This window comes from Burkholderia sp. Tr-862 (genome assembly GCF_011753085.1).
Taxonomy (GTDB): Bacteria; Pseudomonadota; Gammaproteobacteria; order Burkholderiales; family Burkholderiaceae; genus Burkholderia; species Burkholderia ambifaria.
The window spans coordinates 1-17,863 of the sequence record NZ_VWWG01000073.1 but is presented as its reverse complement, the minus strand read 5'-3'; the positions used below and the strand labels follow the sequence as shown (position 1 = coordinate 17,863).

General features: G+C 68.2%; 13 protein-coding genes and 1 pseudogene. 8 read left to right on the top strand and 6 right to left on the bottom strand.

The window, feature by feature from the left end; translation table 11 throughout:
- Window positions 1-15: 15 nt before the first annotated feature.
- Window positions 16-1,254, bottom strand: a complete 1,239-nt coding sequence (phnA, locus tag F3J14_RS19815; RefSeq protein WP_166724462.1) for a phosphonoacetate hydrolase — start codon at window positions 1,252-1,254, stop codon at window positions 16-18.
- Window positions 1,255-1,474: 220 nt separating this feature from the next.
- Here phnA and F3J14_RS19810 point away from each other — a divergent pair, with 220 nt between their 5' ends.
- The 5 genes from F3J14_RS19810 to F3J14_RS19790 all read left to right on the top strand — a co-directional run bounded on the left by F3J14_RS19810 (window position 1,475) and on the right by F3J14_RS19790 (window position 8,148).
- The gene (locus tag F3J14_RS19810; protein ID WP_166724461.1) at window positions 1,475-2,530 is read left to right on the top strand and encodes a putative 2-aminoethylphosphonate ABC transporter substrate-binding protein; all 1,056 of its coding nucleotides are present in this window, start codon (window positions 1,475-1,477) and stop codon (window positions 2,528-2,530) included.
- Between the two features lie 111 nt (window positions 2,531-2,641).
- The gene (locus F3J14_RS19805; protein WP_166724460.1) at window positions 2,642-3,733 is read left to right on the top strand and encodes a putative 2-aminoethylphosphonate ABC transporter ATP-binding protein; all 1,092 of its coding nucleotides are present in this window, start codon (window positions 2,642-2,644) and stop codon (window positions 3,731-3,733) included.
- Window positions 3,730-5,457 carry a putative 2-aminoethylphosphonate ABC transporter permease subunit gene (locus tag F3J14_RS19800; protein ID WP_166724459.1) on the top strand — a complete coding sequence of 576 codons (1,728 nt, stop codon included), beginning with the start codon at window positions 3,730-3,732 and terminating at the stop codon, window positions 5,455-5,457. Before F3J14_RS19805 ends, F3J14_RS19800 begins: the two co-directional genes overlap by 4 nt.
- Window positions 5,458-5,505: 48 nt before the next feature.
- A complete protein-coding gene (locus tag F3J14_RS19795; RefSeq protein ID WP_166724458.1) occupies window positions 5,506-6,636 on the top strand; it encodes a 2-aminoethylphosphonate--pyruvate transaminase in 1,131 nt (376 codons plus the stop codon).
- 123 nt (window positions 6,637-6,759) lie between these two features.
- Window positions 6,760-8,148: an FAD-dependent oxidoreductase gene (locus tag F3J14_RS19790; protein ID WP_166724457.1), complete on the top strand. Its 1,389-nt coding sequence runs from the start codon at window positions 6,760-6,762 to the stop codon at window positions 8,146-8,148.
- A 107-nt stretch (window positions 8,149-8,255) separates the two neighbouring features.
- Here F3J14_RS19790 and F3J14_RS19785 read toward each other — a convergent pair whose 3' ends face one another.
- A complete protein-coding gene (locus F3J14_RS19785) occupies window positions 8,256-8,984 on the bottom strand; it encodes a phosphonate utilization associated transcriptional regulator (RefSeq protein WP_166724456.1) in 729 nt (242 codons plus the stop codon).
- 161 nt (window positions 8,985-9,145) lie between these two features.
- Window positions 9,146-11,317 carry a phospholipase C, phosphocholine-specific gene (locus F3J14_RS19780; RefSeq protein ID WP_166724455.1) on the bottom strand — a complete coding sequence of 724 codons (2,172 nt, stop codon included), beginning with the start codon at window positions 11,315-11,317 and terminating at the stop codon, window positions 9,146-9,148.
- 228 nt (window positions 11,318-11,545) lie between these two features.
- Between F3J14_RS19780 and F3J14_RS19775 the strand changes: the two genes are divergently transcribed.
- A complete protein-coding gene (locus F3J14_RS19775) occupies window positions 11,546-12,454 on the top strand; it encodes a LysR family transcriptional regulator (RefSeq protein WP_166724454.1) in 909 nt (302 codons plus the stop codon).
- A gap of 117 nt (window positions 12,455-12,571) precedes the next feature.
- Here F3J14_RS19775 and F3J14_RS19770 read toward each other — a convergent pair whose 3' ends face one another.
- Entirely contained in the window at window positions 12,572-14,212 is a 1,641-nt protein-coding gene (locus F3J14_RS19770) for an L-lactate permease (RefSeq protein WP_166724453.1), read from the bottom strand.
- 565 nt (window positions 14,213-14,777) lie between these two features.
- Between F3J14_RS19770 and F3J14_RS19765 the strand changes: the two genes are divergently transcribed.
- Window positions 14,778-15,089, top strand: coding sequence for a DUF4148 domain-containing protein (locus F3J14_RS19765; protein WP_166724452.1), 312 nt, complete (start codon window positions 14,778-14,780; stop codon window positions 15,087-15,089).
- An 89-nt stretch (window positions 15,090-15,178) separates the two neighbouring features.
- Here the strand turns inward: F3J14_RS19765 and gshA are convergent, their stop codons facing one another.
- A complete protein-coding gene (gene gshA, locus F3J14_RS19760) occupies window positions 15,179-16,792 on the bottom strand; it encodes a glutamate--cysteine ligase (RefSeq protein ID WP_166724451.1) in 1,614 nt (537 codons plus the stop codon).
- Window positions 16,793-16,806: 14 nt separating this feature from the next.
- On the opposite strand from gshA, the gene F3J14_RS19755 reads away from it, so the two are divergent.
- Window positions 16,807-17,019: a hypothetical protein gene (locus tag F3J14_RS19755; RefSeq protein WP_166724450.1), complete on the top strand. Its 213-nt coding sequence runs from the start codon at window positions 16,807-16,809 to the stop codon at window positions 17,017-17,019.
- A gap of 269 nt (window positions 17,020-17,288) precedes the next feature.
- On the opposite strand, the pseudogene F3J14_RS19750 reads toward F3J14_RS19755, so the two are convergent.
- Window positions 17,289-17,863 (bottom strand): annotated as a pseudogene (locus tag F3J14_RS19750) (DNA-3-methyladenine glycosylase 2 family protein); the annotation flags it as partial.

Genomic DNA, 17,863 nt, shown 5'->3' with positions numbered 1-17,863 from the left:
GCGGATGCGGCCGCGTCACTGCAGATGGTTGAGCGCGATGTCGATGATGTCGAAGTTGCGCAGCCGCGCGCGGCCCGTGACGGCGGTCGCGACCGGCTTGCTGAAGATCAGCGGCACGATCTGCTCCGAGATCCCGCCGTGCGAGCGCAGCGGCACGTCGAGCCCCGACAGGTCGTGCTTGATGCGGCGCGTGCCGAGCACGACGTCCTGCTTCGAGATCACGATCAGGTCGCCCATCCGGTCGGGCGGCAGCTCGAAGCGCGCGCAGCCTTCGGCGCCCGTCAGCACGACCTCGATCCCGTCCACCGCGGCGAGCCGCGCACGCAGCGCGTCGACCTGGGCGGAATCCGGCACGTAGACGGTCGCGAACGAGCCGAGCGCACCGTGATGCACGACGTACGGGTCGGTGATCGGCAGGATCACGCGCGCCGCGTCGTGGCCGAGCCACGCGTCGAACAGCTCCTGCAGGTAGATCACGTTCGGCTCGCCGGTCTCGCCGTCGTGCTTCGCGTTCATCCCGTGGTCGGCCGTGATCGCGACGATCGCGCCGAGCTCGTCGAGCCGCTTCAGATACGTGTCCATCATCTGGTAGAACGCGTTCGCGCCGTCGGTGCCGGGCGCGCACTTGTGCTGCACGTAGTCGGTCGTCGACAGGTACATCAGGTCGATCGGTCGCGTCTCGAGCAGGCGCACGCCGGCCGCGAACACGAATTCCGACAGGTCGGCGCTGTACACGCTCGGCACCGGCTTGCCGACCAGCTCGAGCACGTTGTCGATGCCGTTTTCCGGGAGGCTCGCCTCGTCGGCCTTCTCCGACGAGAAGCAGATGCCCTTGAGCCCCTTGCCGAGCAGGCGGCGCAGCTTGTCCTTCGCGGTGACGACCGCGACGCGCGCGCCCCGCTCGGCGAAGGTGGCGAGCACGGTGGGCGCGACGAGGTACTTCGGATCGTTCATCAGCACCTCGGCGCCGGTGTCGCGATCGTAGAAGTAGTTGCCGCTTATCCCGTGGATCGCCGGCGGCACGCCGGTAACAATCGACAGGTTGTTCGGGTTCGTGAAGCTCGGCACCACGCACTCGCCCTTGAGCGCCGTGCCCGGCTTCAGCAGCGTGCGCAGGAACGGCGCGACGCCGGCCTCGGCCGCCATCTCGAGATATTCATAGGCGCAGCCATCGACGCAGACCACCACCACGGGGCGGCTCATCCAGTTGTAGCGACGGCCGTTCACTTCCACGGATACAGGCGTTTCAGTCATGACGTTCATTCCTTTCGGTTCGAAGAGGGGTTGAGTCGTCGGCGCCCGCGCCGCGCCGATGGGGGTGTTTTCCATGCTTGACATTAAAATTGATGATTTGTAGATTGTCAACAACATGCAGAGAACAGAAAGCAAAATACGAAAGCACGAGGAAGCACGAAGAGGGCTGGTCTCCACTCATCCGCCGCGTGCCGCGGCGCCACAGTCAAGGGGTCTGAAGATGAACGAAGTGCCGGTACACAAGCGTTTGAATGGATGGGCGACGGGCGCGGCCCGCGTCGCGCTGGCCGCCGCGGTGGCGCTCGGGGCCGCGCAGGCGGCGCACGCGAAGACGTCGCTGCTCGTCTATACCGCGCTGGAAGACGAGGCGATGAAGCCCTACAAGGACGCGTTCGAGAAGGCGAACCCGGACATCGAGATCCGCTGGGTGCGCGACTCGACCGGCTCGGTCACCGCGAAGCTGCTCGCGGAGAAGAACAACCCGCGCGCGGACGTCGTGCTCGGCCTCGCCGCCTCGAGCCTGACGCTGCTCGACCTGCAGGGAATGCTGATGCCGTATTCGCCGAAGGGCTTCGACCAGCTCACGCGCAAGTACAGCGACGCGAACACGCCGCCGCACTGGGTCGGCATGGACGTGTGGGGCGCGACGATCTGCTACAACCGCGTCGCCGCGCAGGCGAAGAACATCCCGAAACCGACGTCGTGGGAAGACCTGACGAAGCCGGTCTACAAGGGCGCAATCGTGATGCCGAGCCCGGTGTCGTCGGGCACCGGCTACCTCGACGTGACCGCGTGGCTGCAGACCTTCGGCGACGACAAGGGGTGGAAGTTCATGGACGCGCTCGACAAGAACGTCGCGCAGTACGTGCACTCGGGCTCGAAGCCATGCACGCTCGCCGGCACCGGCGAATTCCCGATCGGCATCTCGTTCGAGTTCCGCGGCCACGAACTGCAGGCGCAGGGCGCGCCGATCGACCTCGTGTTCCCGAAGGAAGGGCTCGGCTGGGACATGGAAGGCACGGCGATCATGAAGACGACCCGGCAGCCGGACGCCGCGAAGAAGCTCGCGGACTTCATGGCGAGCAAGGACGCGAACCAGATCACCGCACGCTGGTGGGCGATCGTCGCGTACCCGGGCGTCGCGCGCAAGCTGGCCGGCATCCCCGACAACTATGCGGACCTGCTCGTGAAGAACGACTTCGTGTGGTCCGCGAAGAACCGCCAGTCGATCCTCGAGACCTGGCAGAAGCGCTACGGGGCGAAAGCACAGCAATGACGCAGCAGTAACGCCGCAACCGGCAGCGGGGCTGCGCGACGCGCCGCCCCGCCTCCCTTCCCATCGTCGTATCCGGCCCGCGTGCGGGCCGCCCGCAGCGTGGAGGCGTGCATGGCACCCTATCTGAGCGTAGAACGCATCGAAAAGCGGTACAACGACACACAGGTCCTCACCGACATCAACCTGAGCGTGATGAAGGGCGAGATGATCTGCTTCCTCGGGCCGTCCGGCTGCGGGAAAACCACGCTGCTGCGGATCATCGCGGGGCTCGAGGCGCAAAGCGCCGGCCACATCACGCAGGACGGCCGCGACATCTCGCGGCTGCCGCCGCAATTGCGCGACTACGGCATCGTGTTCCAGTCGTACGCGCTGTTCCCGAACCTCACCGTCTACGACAACGTCGCGTACGGGCTCGTGAACCGCCGGATGAAGCGCGACGAGATCCACGCGCGCGTGCATACGCTGCTCGCGCTGGTCGGCCTGCCCGACAGCCACCGCAAGCATCCAGGTCAATTGTCCGGCGGTCAGCAGCAGCGCATCGCGCTGGCCCGCGCACTCGCGACGTCGCCCGGCCTGCTGCTGCTCGACGAGCCGCTGTCCGCGCTCGATGCACGCGTGCGCGTGCGGCTGCGCCAGGAAATCCGCGCGCTGCAGCAGCGGCTCGGCGTGACGACGATCATGGTCACGCACGACCAGGAAGAAGCCTTGTCGATGGCCGACCGGATCGTCGTGATGAACCACGGCGTGATCGAACAGATCGGCACGCCGCTCGAAATCTACCGGCAGCCCGCGTCGCCGTTCGTGGCCGACTTCATCGGCCGCGTCAACACGATTCCCGCCGAAGTCGCCCAGGACGGCACGCTGCGCGCGGGCGGCGTCGGCTTCGACTGCCGCCACGGCACCACCCGGCCGGCCCAGGGCGCGGCCGTGTCGGTCTACGTGCGACCCGAGGACCTGCGCATCCGCATTCCGGGCGAAGCAGCCGACAACGTGCTGGCCGGCCGCGTCGAGAAGCTCGAGTTCCTCGGCGCGTTCTGCCGCGTGAGCTTCCGGATCGACGGGCTCGACGGTCAGGAGATCGTCGCCGACCTGTCGTATCACGACGTCGACCGCACCGGCGTGCAGGCCGGCGCGCGCATCGACCTCGCGCTCGATCGCGAGCATGTCCGCGTGTTCCCGAGCGCGAAGGAGCGACTGCAATGAGCACCGTCCTCACCGAACGCCGCCGCGGCGCGGCCGCCCCCGCCGACGTGCGGCAGATCACGCACTGGCACGACCGCCTCGCGCAGTTCGCGCTCGTCGCGATGGCCGCGCTGATGTCGCTGTTCCTGCTGCTGCCGCTCGCGCTCGTCGTGCAGAAATGCTTCGTCGATGCGGACGGCCATTTCGTCGGCGCGCACAACTTCGTCGACTATCTCGAGGACACCGGCGTGCTGCGCTCGATGCTCCATTCGCTGACGGTCGGCGCGCTCGTCACGTCGATCGTGGTGCCGATGGCGTTCACGTTCGCGTATGCGCTGACGCGCTCGTGCATGCCGCTGAAGAACGCCGCGCGCACGATCGCCTTGTTGCCGCTGCTCGCGCCGACGCTGCTGTCCGCCGTGTCGTTCATCTACTGGTTCGGCAACGCGGGGCTGCTCAAGCCGCTGCTGCACGGCCATTCGATCTACGGGCTGCCGGGGATCGTCGCGAGCATGGTGTACGCCTCGTTCCCGCACGTGCTGATGATCCTCGTCACCGCGCTGTCGCTCGCGGACGGCCGGCTCTACGAGGCCGCCGACGCGATGGGCACGAGCCGCACGCGCAAGTTCTTCACGATCACGCTGCCCGGCGCGAAGTACGGGCTGATCAGCGCGACGATGGTGGCGTTCACGATGTGCATCAACGACTTCGGCGTGCCGGTGGTGATCGGCGGCTCGTACAACGTGCTGTCGACCGACATCTACAAGCTGATCATCGGGCTGCAGGACTTCAACCGCAGCGCGGTCGTGAGCCTGATGCTGCTGTGCCCGGCCCTCGTCGCGTTCGGCGTCGACTTCTTCATCCGCCGTCGCCAGCAGTCGCAGCTCGGCGCGCGCTCGACGCCGTACCAGCCGAAACCGTCGCGCGGTTTCGACGCCGCGATGCTCGCGTACTGCGCGCTCGTGTGCGCGTTCTTCATCTCGGTGGTCGGCATCTCGGTGTTCGCGTCGTTCGTGAAGTTCTGGCCGTACCAGATGAGCCTCGGGCTGCAGCACTACAAGATGGGACTGATCGGCGCCGGCATCTTCGACGCCTACAAGAACAGCCTGCGGATGGCCGCGACCGTCGCGCTCGGCGGCACGATCGTCGTGTTCGGCGGCGCCTACCTGATCGAGAAGACCCGCGGCGCGCGCTGGCTGCGCGGCTTCATCGCACTGTGCGCGATCCTGCCGATGGGCGTGCCGGGCCTCGTGCTCGGCATCAGCTACATCTTCCTGTTCAACGCGCCCGGCAATCCGCTGAACGGGCTGTACGGGTCACTGTGGCTGCTCGCGATCGTGACCGTGGTCCACTACTACGCGTCGAGCCACCTCACCGCCGTCACCGCGCTGCGGCAGATCGACAGCGAGTTCGAGGCCGTGTCGGCGTCGCTGAAGGTGCCGTTCTACAAGACCTTCATGCGCGTCACCGTGCCCGTGTGCCTGCCCGCGATCCTGCTGATCGCGCGCTACCTGTTCGTCAACGGGATGACGACGGTCTCCGCCGTCGCGTTCCTGTACTCACCGGACACGCAGCCCGCCTCCGTCGCGATCCTGAACCTCGACGACGCCGGCCAGATGGGCCCGGCCGCCGCGATGGCGACGCTCGTGCTCGCGACCTCGTCGTTCGCCTGCGTGCTGTTCGCCTGCATTTCGCACCGCCTGTTGCGCCGCACGCAAGCGTGGCGCACCCCGCATCACCGTTGATCCCTTAGCCGCATTCACGTGACGTCCCGACTTCACCCAGGAGACACCATGACGCTCGCCCCCCAGCCGATCCTGCTCACCCCCGGCCCGCTGACCACCTCCGACCGCACGCGCGACGCGATGCTGCGCGACTGGGGTTCGTGGGACAGCGACTTCAACGCGATCACCGCGCGGCTGCGCGAACGCCTGCTGCAGATCGTGCACGCCGAAGGCACGCACGAATGCGTGCCGCTGCAGGGCAGCGGCACCTTCTCGGTCGAGGCGGCGATCGGCACGCTCGTGCCGCGCGACGGCCACGTGCTCGTGCCGAACAACGGCGCGTACTGCGCGCGGCTCGCGAAGATCTGCCGCGTGCTCGGCCGCGCGCTCACGACGATCGACTACAGCGAGGACCGTCGCGTCGATCCGGCCGACGTCGAACGGGCACTCATCAGCGATCCGGCCATCACGCACGTCGCGCTCGTGCACTGCGAAACGGGCGCCGGCGTGCTGAACCCGCTGCACGACATCGCGCAGGTCGTCGCGAAGCATGGCCGCGGGCTGATCGTCGACGCGATGAGCTCGTTCGGCGCGATTGACATCGACGCGCGCACGACGCCATTCGACGCGGTGATCGCGGCGTCCGGCAAGTGTCTCGAAGGCGTGCCGGGGCTCGGCTTCGTGATCGCGAAGCGCACCGCGCTCGAACGCTGCGAAGGCAACAGCCACTCGCTCGCGATGGATCTGTACGACCAGTGGGTGTACATGCAGCGCACGACGCAATGGCGCTTCACGCCGCCGACGCACGTGGTCGCGGCGCTCGACGCGGCCGTCGCGCAATACGTCGACGAAGGCGGGCTCGCCGCGCGCGGCGGCCGCTACCAGCGCAACTATCGCGCGCTGATCGACGGCATGCTCGCGCTCGGCTTCCGGCCGTTCCTCGATCCGGCGATCCAGGCGCCGATCATCGTCACGTTCCACGCGCCGGACGATCCGAACTACGACTTCAAGCGGTTTTATCAGGAGGTCAAAAAGCGCGGCTACATTCTGTATCCGGGCAAGCTGACCGAAGTCGACACGTTCCGCGTCGGCTGCATCGGCCACTTCGGCGAAGCCGGCATTCCGGGCGCGGTCGCCGCGATCGCCGACACGCTGAAGGCGATGGGCGTGCGCCGCGTGTCCGCCGAAGCGTCGGCCTGACGCGACGCACCCGGCCGCATCGCGGCGCGTGGCGCACCGCCGCGCGCCGCCGTGCGGCGGTTTCGCTTTCGTTTTCCCGCCGTGCGCGGCACGGCAACCCGACTCTTACCGGCACGACACCCGATGCGACCCTTCTGGATCGAACAAGCACTGTTCAACGACGGCGACCTCGCCCCCGCGCTGCAGGGCGCGACGCAGGCCGACGTCTGTATCGTCGGCGGCGGCTTCACCGGGCTCTGGACCGCGATCCAGGCGAAGCAGCAGAACCCGGCGCTCGACATCGCGATACTGGAGGCCGACCTGTGCGGCGCCGGCGCGAGCGGACGCAACGGCGGGTGCCTGCTCACGTGGTCCGCGAAATTCCTGACGCTGCGCCGGCTGTTCGGCGAAGCGGAAGCGATCCGGCTCGTGAAGGCGTCGGAGGCGGCCGTCCAGCACATCGCCGACTTCTGCCGCGCGCATCGCATCGATGCCGAGCTGCGGCTCGACGGCACGCTGTACACGGCGACGTCGCGCGCACAGATCGGCACGCTCGCGCCGGTGCTCGACGCGCTCGCCGCGCGCGGCATCCACAGCTACGAACCGTTGCCGGCCGCCGAAGTCGCGCGCCGCTCGGGCTCCGCCCGCAATCTCGACGGCGTGTACTCGCCGATCGCCGCGACCGTGCATCCGGGCAAGCTCGTGCGCGGGCTGCGCCGCGTCGCGCTCGACATGGGGATCCGGATCCACGAGCGCACGCCGCTCGTCGACTTCACGCCGGGGCAGCCAGCCGTCGTGCACACACCGTCGGGCATCGTGCGGGCGGGCAAGCTGGTCTTTGCGATCAACGCGTGGATGGCGAGCCGCTTCCCGCAGTTCGAACGCACGATCGCAGTCGTGTCGAGCGACATGGTCATCACCGAGAAATGCCCGGAACTGCTCGAGAAGACCGGGCTCGTGGACGGCGTGTCGGTGCTCGATTCGCGGATCTTCGTGTACTACTACCGCACGACGGCCGACGGTCGGCTGATGCTCGGCAAGGGCGGCAATACGTTCTCCTGGCGCAGCCGCATCGCGCCGGTGTTCGACCGGCGCTCGCCGTACGAGGCGCAGCTCACGCGGAGCCTGCGCGACTTCTTCCCGTCGCTCGCGGGCGTGCCAGTGACTGCGAGCTGGAACGGCCCGTCGGACCGCTCGGTGACGGGCTTCCCGTTCTTCGGCCGCCTCGACGACGCGCCGAACGTGTTCTACGGCTTCGGCTATTCGGGCAACGGCGTCGGGCCGACCTACATGGGCGGGCAGATCCTGTCGTCGCTGGTGCTCGGCCTCGACAACGCGTGGACGCGCAGCCCGATCGCGCGCGGCCCGCTCGGCCATTTCCCGCCGGAGCCGATCCGCTATGTCGGTGCGCACGTGGTGCGCAATGCAATCCGCCGCAAGGAGCGTGCGGAAGACGAGAGCCGGCGGCCTGCGATCGTCGACACGTGGCTCGCGAAATTCGCGAGCGCGGCGGGGAAGGCGGACAAGGCGTGACGAAGCGTCGGCGTCACGCCGCGCCGATGCGATGACGCGACGCGCAAGAAAAAAGGGACGCTGCGAAGCGTCCCTTTGCTTTGGGTGCGGCGGCCTGTACAGCCGCGTTACACGCGCTCGGCTTTCTCGCGCGCCGCCTTGCCCGTCGCGGGCAGCCCCTGCTCGTGCGTGCGGCGCATCCGCGCGAGGCCGTGCGCGACGTGCTCGCGCACGAGCGCGACCGCCTTCTCCTCGTCGCCGCTCGCGAGCGCCTGCACGATCTTGTCGTGCTCGGCCGCGGACACCGCGATGGCATCCTCTTCCGCCTCGATCGCGGCCTGGCGCAGAAGCCCGAGCTGGCGCACGAGCCGGCGATAGGTATCGGTGAGGTGCGTATTGCCGACGCCGACCACCATCGCGTCGTGGAACTGCACGTTCAGCTCGGTGTAGCGCGTGACGTCGTGCGTCTTCGCGGCGTCCTTCATCGACTGGATGATGCCCTTCAGCACCTTCAGCGTGTCGGGCGAAATGCGCTTCGCGAGCGCACGCGCGACCGACTCGTCGAGCATCGCACGCACTTCGTAGATTTCCTCGGCCTCGCGCAGCGGCACGACCCGCACCGTCACGCCGCGGTTCTTCTCGTTGCGCAGCAGCCCGGCCTGCTCGAGCGCGCGGAACGCTTCGCGCACTGGGCCGCGTGACACGTTCAGCTTGGTCGCGATATCGACTTCGTTGAGCTTCTCGCCCGGGGCGTATTCGCCGGACACGATCGCGCGCTCAAGCATGTCCTGCACGATCATCGCGAGCGACTGGCTTTGCAGGAGTTCGATGGCGTTGAGTGCGTTCGGGGCGATCATGATCGGGCAGGCAGCGAAGCTGCGGGTGAGAACGAAGGCGCCATATCGGCGAATGATCCCTGTATACCCTCGGCCCGAGATATTGTCAACAGTTTTCAGTTTCCAAAAACCAATCGCGCGGCCGGCATGAATACGCCGGACCGCGCGATGTTAGCCCGCCGTCAGACCGTCTGCTTCACCGGCCCCGGGTCGCTCTGGCTCGGCCGGCCCGTCTCGACGTGGCCCGCGAAGCGGCGCACGACCTTGTCGTCGCCGCCGCGCAGCGTCGTCGCGGTGATCGTCAGATCGTACCAACCATGGCTCGACGACAGCTCGAAGTGATCCTCGATGCGCGCGCCCGGCTCCAGCGTGTAGGTGCGCGCATGCGCATGGCTGTACGCGTTGTCGACGACCACACGGCACGCCGCGCGGCCGCTGTTGCGCAACTGCAGGTACACGTGGCGATTGCGCACGTCGTAGCCGATCTTCGCTTCCGGGTTCGCGTGGCTGCCGTCCGCGGCCAGCCGCGTGTTGCCCTGGAACTCGCACAGATAGCCGTTCGGGCCATAGGCGGCGAGATGGTAGTCGCCGCGCGCGGCCGACGTGCTCCAGGTATCGGCGAAGCGGTCGTGCGAGGACACCGCGTAGCGGCGCGGCGGCGTCGCCGGATTGCGGCGGTCGTACACGTAGAACGCGGCGCCTGCGTCACCCGAGTTCGCGAAATCGAGCGACACGCTGTCGTCGCGGCCGTTCACGCGGGCATGCACGAACAGCTCGTACGGCAGCGCGCGCGCCGGACGCGTGCCGGGCTCCTGCGCCGGCATCGACTGCTGCGCGGGCACCTGGTACGCGTGGCCGGCGGCGGCGATGTGCTGCGGCACCGTGAAGCTCACCGTGCGCGTATCGGGGCGCGCGGAGAAATCGAACGCCGACGTGAGGTCGCCGCAGACCGACCGGCGCCACGCGCTGATGTTCGGCTCCTTCACGCCGAAACGCGCTTCGAGGAAACGCAGCACCGACGTGTGATCGAACGTCTCCGAGCAGACCCAGCCGCCCTTCGTCCACGGCGAGATGATGATCAGCGGCACGCGCGGCCCGAGGCCGATCGGCTGGAGGCCGCCCGGGTCCGCGCCCGGCACCAGCGGGCTCATCTCGCCCGGGTACTTGTTCAGGTCGAGCAGTTCGTCGCCGAGGTTCGACAGCAGGTTCGACGACACGATGCCCTGGCCGCCCACGCCGCTCGTGACCGGCGGCACCGGCGGCACGACGTGGTCGAACAGCCCGTCGTTCTCGTCGTAGTTGAGGATGAACACCGTCTTCGCCCACACCTCGGGGTTCGACGTCAGCGCCTCGAGCACCATGTTGATGTAGAACGCGCCGTCGGTCGGCGACGCCTGCGGGTGCTCGCTGTACTTGTACGGCGACACGATCCACGATACCTGCGGCAGCCGGTTCGCCTGCACGTCGGCCTTCAGCTCGGCGAGCGTGTGGTCCGACGCGCCCTTGTCGACCAGCGGGCCGCTCGCGCCTTCCTTCACCTGGAAGCGCTTGAAGAACATCAGCGAATTGTCGGTGTAGTTGTCGGTCGGATCGCCCGGAATGCCGGTGCCGCCCTGGTACACCTTCCAGCTGATCTTCGCGTCCTCGAGGCGTTCGGCGTAGGTCGTCCACGTGTAGCCGTTCACGTTGTTGCGCTCGCCGATGCCAGGGCCGTTCGGCTGGTTGCCGTAGATGTTGCGCGGGTCGATCGTGCCGGTCCACAGGTAGATGCGGTTCGGCGCCGTGTCCGCGTGCGCGGAGCAGAAGTACGAGTCGCAGATCGTGAACGCGTCGGCGAGCGCGTAGTGATACGTGAGGTCCTGACGCTTCAGGTAGCCCATCGTCAGCACGTCCTGCTTCTGGTTCACCCACTGGTCCCACTGGCCGTTGTTCCAGGACAGGTGGCCGCTGCTCCAGCCGTGGTTGGTGCCCGGCTGGAATTCGGTCGTCTGCTTCGGATCGAGGTAGAACGGCAGCACGTACGGCGCGGCCGGGTCGAGTCCGCGCGAATGGTAGTTCTTCGTGAACACCGACGCCGGCGGCTGCTGCCACACCGGCGCACCGCTCGGCAGCAGGTGCGGACGCGGGTCGTTGAAGCCGCGCACGCCGCGCAGCCCGCCGAAGTAGTGGTCGAACGAGCGGTTTTCCTGCATGAAGATCACGACGTGTTCGACGTCGCGAATCGTGCCGGTGCGATACGCGGCCGGCGTGGCCAGTGCCTTGCGGATCGCGGGCGGAAAGCCGGCGTAGGCGGCCATCGCGCCGGCCGACTGGGCGGCGAGGCGCAGGAAATCGCGTCGATTGTTGGCGGACATGAAGAGGATCCTGTGGGTCGGTAAGGGTGGCGCCGGTCGAGCGGGGCCGGCGGTCGTGCGTTGCCGCTATTAGTCCGCACCGGCATGTCCCGGCCGTGACCGGTTCCAACAGGTTTCTTGCGCTCACCCCCAGCTTTTTTTCGAAGCGGCGCACGACGCGCCTTTCATCCGGCCGACACATGCGTACGCTACGCTGACGCGCGATGAAGAGGGGGGAGAAGCCGAGTCGTGTTCGATCAGCTGAAGGCGTTCCACGCGACCGTCAGGCAGGGCAGCATCACGCGCGCCGCGCGCCATCTGGGCGTGAGCCAGCCGACGATCGCCGCGCAGATCCGGCAGGTCGAGCAGTTGTACGGCGTCGAGCTGTTCTACCGCAGCGGCCGCAAGCTCGAGGTCACCGAGACCGGGATCGAGCTGCTGCCGCTCGTCGAGAAGATGATCGCGCTCGAGGCGCAGGCCGACATCATGCTGCGCAACGTCGGCGGCCTGTTCGAAGGCCATCTGCGGATCGGCGCGACGGGGCCGTACTACATCATGGACGCGGTCGGCCGGTTCTCGCATGCGCATCCGTCGATCGCGCTCACGTGCCGGATCGGCAATTCCGAGGAAATCCTGCAGGCGCTGCAGGAATTCCGCATCGACCTCGCGGTGTCGTCGCAGCGTAATGACGCGGACGGCCTCGAACGCAGGGTGATCTCCACCGATCCGCTCGTGCTCGTCGTGCATCGCGACCATCCGCTCGCGCGCTTCGACGCGATCGACGCCGCGCAGCTCGCCGATGTGCGGCTGCTGATGCGCGAGGAAGGATCGGTCACGCGCCGCTGCACGGAGACGATCCTCGCGGCGGCTGGCGTCGCGGCCTCGTCGGTCGCCGAGATCGGCAGCCGCGAAGCGATCCGCGAGGCAATCCTGCATGGCGTGGGCGGGAGCCTGTTTCCACGCGGCGAGGCTGAGCGCCATCCGGACCTGCGCGTCGTCGCGCTGCGGGGCGTCGACACGACGATCGACGAATACGTGTACTACCTGAAGGCGCGCCGCCAGAGCCCCGCGATCGATGCGTTCCTCGCGTGCATCCTGCGGGCGCAGCCCGCCACGCACGACGCGACACGCGCGGCGCGGCAGGTGAACGCGCGCTGAGCCGCCGCGCGTTCACCGGTTTCGCGTATTTCCCGTCGCCCCTGCCCTTTCCGGCGCTTTTCCCGCGCCTTCCCTCGTGGTCGTCCTCGTGCCTTCGTTGTTGCTTCCCGCCGCGCGCTACTTCGGCAGCGCGGGGATCATCCACGTCAGCACGTGCTGCTGCAGGAACACCAGCACGCCGAGCAGCAGCGTGAGGATCACGCTGTGCCAGAAGGTGCGCGCGAACACGACACCTTCCTGCCCTTTCAGGTCGGTCGTCGACACGCCCGTCGCGATGTTCTGCGGCGAGATCATCTTGCCCATCACGCCGCCCGACGAGTTGGTCGCGGCCATCAGCACCGGATCGAAGCCGAGCTGGCGGGCGGCGACGACCTGCAGGTTGCCGAACAGCGCATTGCCGGACGTGTCGCTGCCGGACAGGAACACCGCGATCCAGCCGAGCGACGCCGACACGAGCGGGAACAACGCGCCGGTCGACGCGACGCCGGTGCCGAGCGTGTAGCTGATCCCCGAGTAGTTCAGCAGGTACGCGAGCCCGACGATCATCATCACCGTGACGATCGCGATCCACGTTTGCCGCCACGTCTTGACCACGCATTCGAAGAACGCGCCCACGCCGGTGCGCGTCAGCACGGCCGTGATGATCGCCGAAAGGAGGATCGCGGTGCCGGTGCCGAGCGGCTGGAAGTCCCAGATCGCCGCATACGGCTTGTGGTACAGCGACACGAACACCGCGTTGTGCAGGCCCGGCCACTTGATCTTCACGTCGCCGATCGCCGCGATGTTCGCGTGCACCCAGACGATCACGACCACCGACACGACGAGCCACGGCAGCCAGCCGCCGAAGCCCGCGCGCGCGGCGCCGGCCGTGGCCGGCACGCTGCGCGCGAGCGCGTACTGCGGATCGGGCTGCGGCTTCCACACTTGCAGGAAGCCGATCGTGACGATCAGCGACGTGAGTGAGGACAGCACGTCGGTGAGCTGGTAGCCGAGGAAGTTCGACGTGACGAACTGCGCGATCGCGAAGCTGGCACCCGACACGAGCAGCGCGGGCCACAGCTTCGCGATCGAGCGCATGCCGCCGTATGCACCGACCACGTAGAACGGCAGCAGCAGCGCGAAGAACGGCAGTTGCCGGCCGACCATCGCGCCGAGCGTCGCGGGCGGCAGCGACGTGACCGCGCCGAGCACGGTGATCGGCACGCCGAGCGCGCCGAACGCGACCGGGGCCGTGTTGAACAGCAGCGTGTAGGTGAGCGCTTCGAGCGCGGGGAAGCCGAGCGCGATCAGCAGCGCGCTGGTGATCGCGACGGGCGTGCCGAAGCCGGAGATCCCTTCGAGCAGACAGCCGAACGAGAACGCGACGACGAGCAGCACGAGGCGGCGGTCGTCGGGCAGGTTGTCGAGCATCCACTGCCGGAACTGGTCGAAGCGGCCCGACTTCACCGCGATGTTGTACAGCAGCAAGGCGTTGAACACGATCCACATCACCGGCACGAGCGCGAGCGCCATGCCGGCGCCGACCGCGTTGAACGCGAGGCCGACCGGCATGCCCCACGCACCGATCGCGACCGCGAGGCCGGCGACGAGCCCGGCCAGCGACGCCTGCCACGCCGGCCGGCGCAGCACGCCGAGCGCGATCAGCGCGACCGCGATCGGGATCACCGCGACGAGGAACGACAGGAGCAGCGAGTTGGCGACGGGCGTCAACGGCTGCGCGAACAGGATGCCGGGCGGCAGGGCTGCGGTGGGATTCATCGTGTCTCGTGTCTCCGTGTCGATAGGAGTTAGCGCTTCAGCGCTTACTCCTATCCCATGCTTCGCGGTCGACGGGAGTTGGCGCTTTAGCGCTTGCTCCCGTCCCATGCTTCGCGGTCGGCAGGAGTTAGCGCTTTCGCGCTCGCTCCCATCCCATGCTTCGCGGTCGACCGAAGTTGGCGCCCTGGCGCCCGCGCACACCCCGCCCCCGTATCAAACGCGCGTTTCACGGCGGCGAAGGTCGCCCGACGCTTGCGCATGCAACCATGCCGCGGCGCCGACCGATCGGTCGCTTAAAAAAGGTTAGGAGGCGCATCGCGCTTGTACAAGGAGGGCAAGCCCGATGCGCGCGGCGCCGATACACGGCTTCCCCCGCACGCTGACTGGCAGCCGGCGGCCCGCTGACACGTGCGCCAGCAAGCCGCCGGCGCAATGTTGCTCAACCGGCAAAGGTGACTGATGGCGGGCGGGGTGTTTCGTTTGGCGTCCGAAGCCTAGACTGGCCGCATCGATTCCGCCCGTGCCGACGACGGCGCGGCGCCGGAAACCTCACGGAGCAAACACGATGAAAACCATGAAACTTGCGGCCTGCACGTTGCTGCTGATCGGCTCGGCTGTCGCCGCCCAGGCCCACGCCGCGTCGACATTGACGCGTGCGGAAGTTCGCCAGGAACTCGTGGAATTGCAGGCCGCCGGCTACCGGACGAGTCTCGCCAGCAGTCCCGACTTTCCGCAAAACATGCAGGCGATCATGCAGCGTGCCGCCCAGGCGCGCGGCGACGCGGCCGGCTACGGCAGCGACGGCCATGCGAACGTGGAATCGGGGAAGCCGGCGCTGCCGCACGTGGTCGATCGCGACACGTACGCGCATCATTGAAGCGGGTGAACCGGGCGGCTCGCGTGAACACGCGACCAGCCGGCCCGCAGCCGGCTACCCGCCGCGCGACGCGCAGCGGGTTGCTGCCATCAAACGCTGAAGCGGTTCAGCGTATACGCGCGATAGGCCGCGACGAACGCGTCGAATGATCCGGCCTCCTTCGCTTCCAGCTCGGCCTGCTCGGCCAGCGACTTCGCCGCGAGCGCCTGCTCGGCGCGCATCGTCTCCGCCGACGGCGGGTTCGCATGGAAATGCGCGGCATGCGCTTCGCTGTGCGCGAGCGCGAACGCGAGGAACGACTGCCCGTTCTCGCGCATCTCGCGCAGCACGCGCGCCGACGGCGTGCGCTCCGGATCGGCAAGCTTCTCGCGCTGCGCGGCGATCGCACGCGCATGCTCGTCGCCGCCGCGGATCTCGTCGAGACGGCGCCCGACGGTTTCGATATCGGCCATCAGGTCGTCCGCCCATGCCTGCAGCGTGACCGGCTGGCCGTCGCGCATCAGCGTGAGCCCCGGCTTGCGCCCGTCCATCGTCACGCTGGCGAAGTTCGCATTCGCTTCCTTGTACGCGTCGCAGTCGAGCGCGGGGCTCTCGTCGAGCGCACACGCGAGCAGGAACGCGTCGATGAAGCGGGCGGTCTCGAGCGCGATGCCGGTCGGCTCGAACGGATCGATGTCGAGGCAGCGCACTTCGATGTACTGCACGCCGCGCGACGCGAGCGCATGCAGCGGACGCTCGCCCGAATACGTGATGCGCTTCGGACGGATCGTCGAATAGAACTCGTTCTCGATCTGCAGCACGTTCGTGTTGATCTGGATCCATTCGCCGTCGCGATGCGTGCCGATCGCCTCGTACGGCGGATACGGCTCGCTCACGGCCGTCGACAGCGCGTCGAGATAGCCGGACAGGGTGTTGTAGTCGACGTGCAGCGCGGCCTGCGCGGTCGTGTTCGAGTAACCGAGGTCGCTCATCCGCAGGCTCGTCGCATACGGCCGGTACAGCGTGTCGGCATCGAACGCGTCGAGCTTGTGCGGCTTGCCGCGCAGGAATCTCGTGTCGAGCGCGGGCGATGCGCCGAACAGGTACATCAGCAGCCAGCTGCGACGGCGGAAGTTGCGGATCTGCGCGAGATAGCGCTCCGACTGGTAGTCGACGAGCGTGGCCGTCGAGCCTTCGTCCGCGTGCAGGCGCCGCCACACTTCCTCGTGCAGCGAGTAGTTGTAGTGGATGCCGGCGATGCATTGCATCGTGCGGCCGTAGCGATGCGCGAGGCCGCGGCGGTACACCGTCTTCAGGCGGCCGATGTTCGACGTGCCGTAGTCGGCGATCGGGATTTCATCGTCGGCCGGCAACAGGCCCGGCATCGATTCGTTCCACAGCATCTCGTCGCCGAGCGACGCGTACACATAGCGGTGCAGATCGTCGAGGCGTTCGAGCGTGAGCGACGCGTCGGGTTCCGCCGGCGTGATCAGTTCGATCAGCGCTTCGGAATAGTCGGTCGTCAATGACGGATGCGTGAGGGCCGAGCCCAGCGCGCGCGGATGCGGCGTAAACGCGATCATCCCGTCGCGCGTCACGCGCAGGCTTTCCTTTTCGATGCCGCGCAGGCCGTCGGGCAGATGCTGCCGCGTCGGGCCCGAGCTCAGCGCTTCGAGACGATTCAGCAGCAGTTCGGACTGGCGGTGAGTCATGGTGTTCGACATGGAGACGCAAGTGCGTGACGGACGCGCGCGGAACGCCGCGCGCGGCCGGCTGGATTATTGGTCGCTTCGTTGGTAGCGGGCACTTTAACATCTCGCCGAAACACGCGCTTGAGGTGGCGCAGGGCGGTGCGCGCCCGCCGCAGCGGGCCGCCGGGCGGGCCGATGGCGACGATCGCAGCGTGCGCGTCCGAGTGCCGTCGGCACCGCCGGACGCGGCGATCACGTGAAATTCGTCGGACGGAATGCGAACGGCTTGAATGGCTCGAACGGTGCGTGCAGCAGCGCCGACAGGTGCAACCCGCGCCGCCGAACGCGCCGTGCGATATCGTCGAGCCTCGGTCGACCGTACGCCGGCGGCGACAGGCGGCGTAGCGGCTTGATCGCCATCGGCCGTCGCAACCGTGAGGACGACCGACCGATCGCTGCCGGACCTGCGCCCACCGCGGGTTGCATCGCGGCGTTGCCCGGTCGTCCCGCGGGCCGGCCACCGCGACCGTCATCCGCCGCGCGCGCCGCCGGCCCGGTCCGCCACGTCGTTCCACAGATGAAGCGCCGCATACGCGCGCCACGGCCGCCAGCCTTCGGTACGGTGCTTCTGGCTCGCGAGCCGGTCGAGCGACGGATCGCGCGCGGTGATCGACTGCATCAGCACCAGATCGGACGCCGGCCACGCGTCGGGGTCGCGCCACGCACGCATCGCGATGTATTCGACGGTCCACGGGCCGATGCCGGGCAGATCGAGCCACGCGCGGCGCAATGTCCCGAGGTCGGCCTGCGCGGGATCGAGCGGCACGTGGCCGGCCGCCACCGCGCGTGCCATGCCCGTCAGCGCCGCGGCTCGCTTGCCGGGCATCCCGATCTTCTCCAGATCGCACGAGGCGAGCGCGTCCGGCGTCGGGAAACGCCAGGCCGGCGCGCCGTCCGGCGTCGACATGCCGTCGTCGTGCACGACGCGCTCGCCGGCCCGCTGGACGAGCCGGCCGACGATCGTCGTCGCCGCCTTCACGCTCACCTGCTGGCCGACGATCGCGCGCACTGCGAGCTCGAACCCCGACCAGGCGCCCGGCACGA

Coding starts and splice junctions, on each gene's coding strand:
- F3J14_RS19800 (WP_166724459.1), top strand. CDS start 3,730: ATGAGCACCGTCCTCACCGAACGCCGCCGCGGCGCGGCCGCCCCCGCC.
- F3J14_RS19785 (WP_166724456.1), bottom strand. CDS start 8,984: ATGATCGCCCCGAACGCACTCAACGCCATCGAACTCCTGCAAAGCCAG.
- F3J14_RS19810 (WP_166724461.1), top strand. CDS start 1,475: ATGAACGAAGTGCCGGTACACAAGCGTTTGAATGGATGGGCGACGGGC.
- F3J14_RS19780 (WP_166724455.1), bottom strand. CDS start 11,317: ATGTCCGCCAACAATCGACGCGATTTCCTGCGCCTCGCCGCCCAGTCG.
- gshA (WP_166724451.1), bottom strand. CDS start 16,792: ATGTCGAACACCATGACTCACCGCCAGTCCGAACTGCTGCTGAATCGT.
- F3J14_RS19805 (WP_166724460.1), top strand. CDS start 2,642: ATGGCACCCTATCTGAGCGTAGAACGCATCGAAAAGCGGTACAACGAC.
- F3J14_RS19770 (WP_166724453.1), bottom strand. CDS start 14,212: ATGAATCCCACCGCAGCCCTGCCGCCCGGCATCCTGTTCGCGCAGCCG.
- F3J14_RS19795 (WP_166724458.1), top strand. CDS start 5,506: ATGACGCTCGCCCCCCAGCCGATCCTGCTCACCCCCGGCCCGCTGACC.
- F3J14_RS19765 (WP_166724452.1), top strand. CDS start 14,778: ATGAAAACCATGAAACTTGCGGCCTGCACGTTGCTGCTGATCGGCTCG.
- phnA (WP_166724462.1), bottom strand. CDS start 1,254: ATGACTGAAACGCCTGTATCCGTGGAAGTGAACGGCCGTCGCTACAAC.
- F3J14_RS19790 (WP_166724457.1), top strand. CDS start 6,760: ATGCGACCCTTCTGGATCGAACAAGCACTGTTCAACGACGGCGACCTC.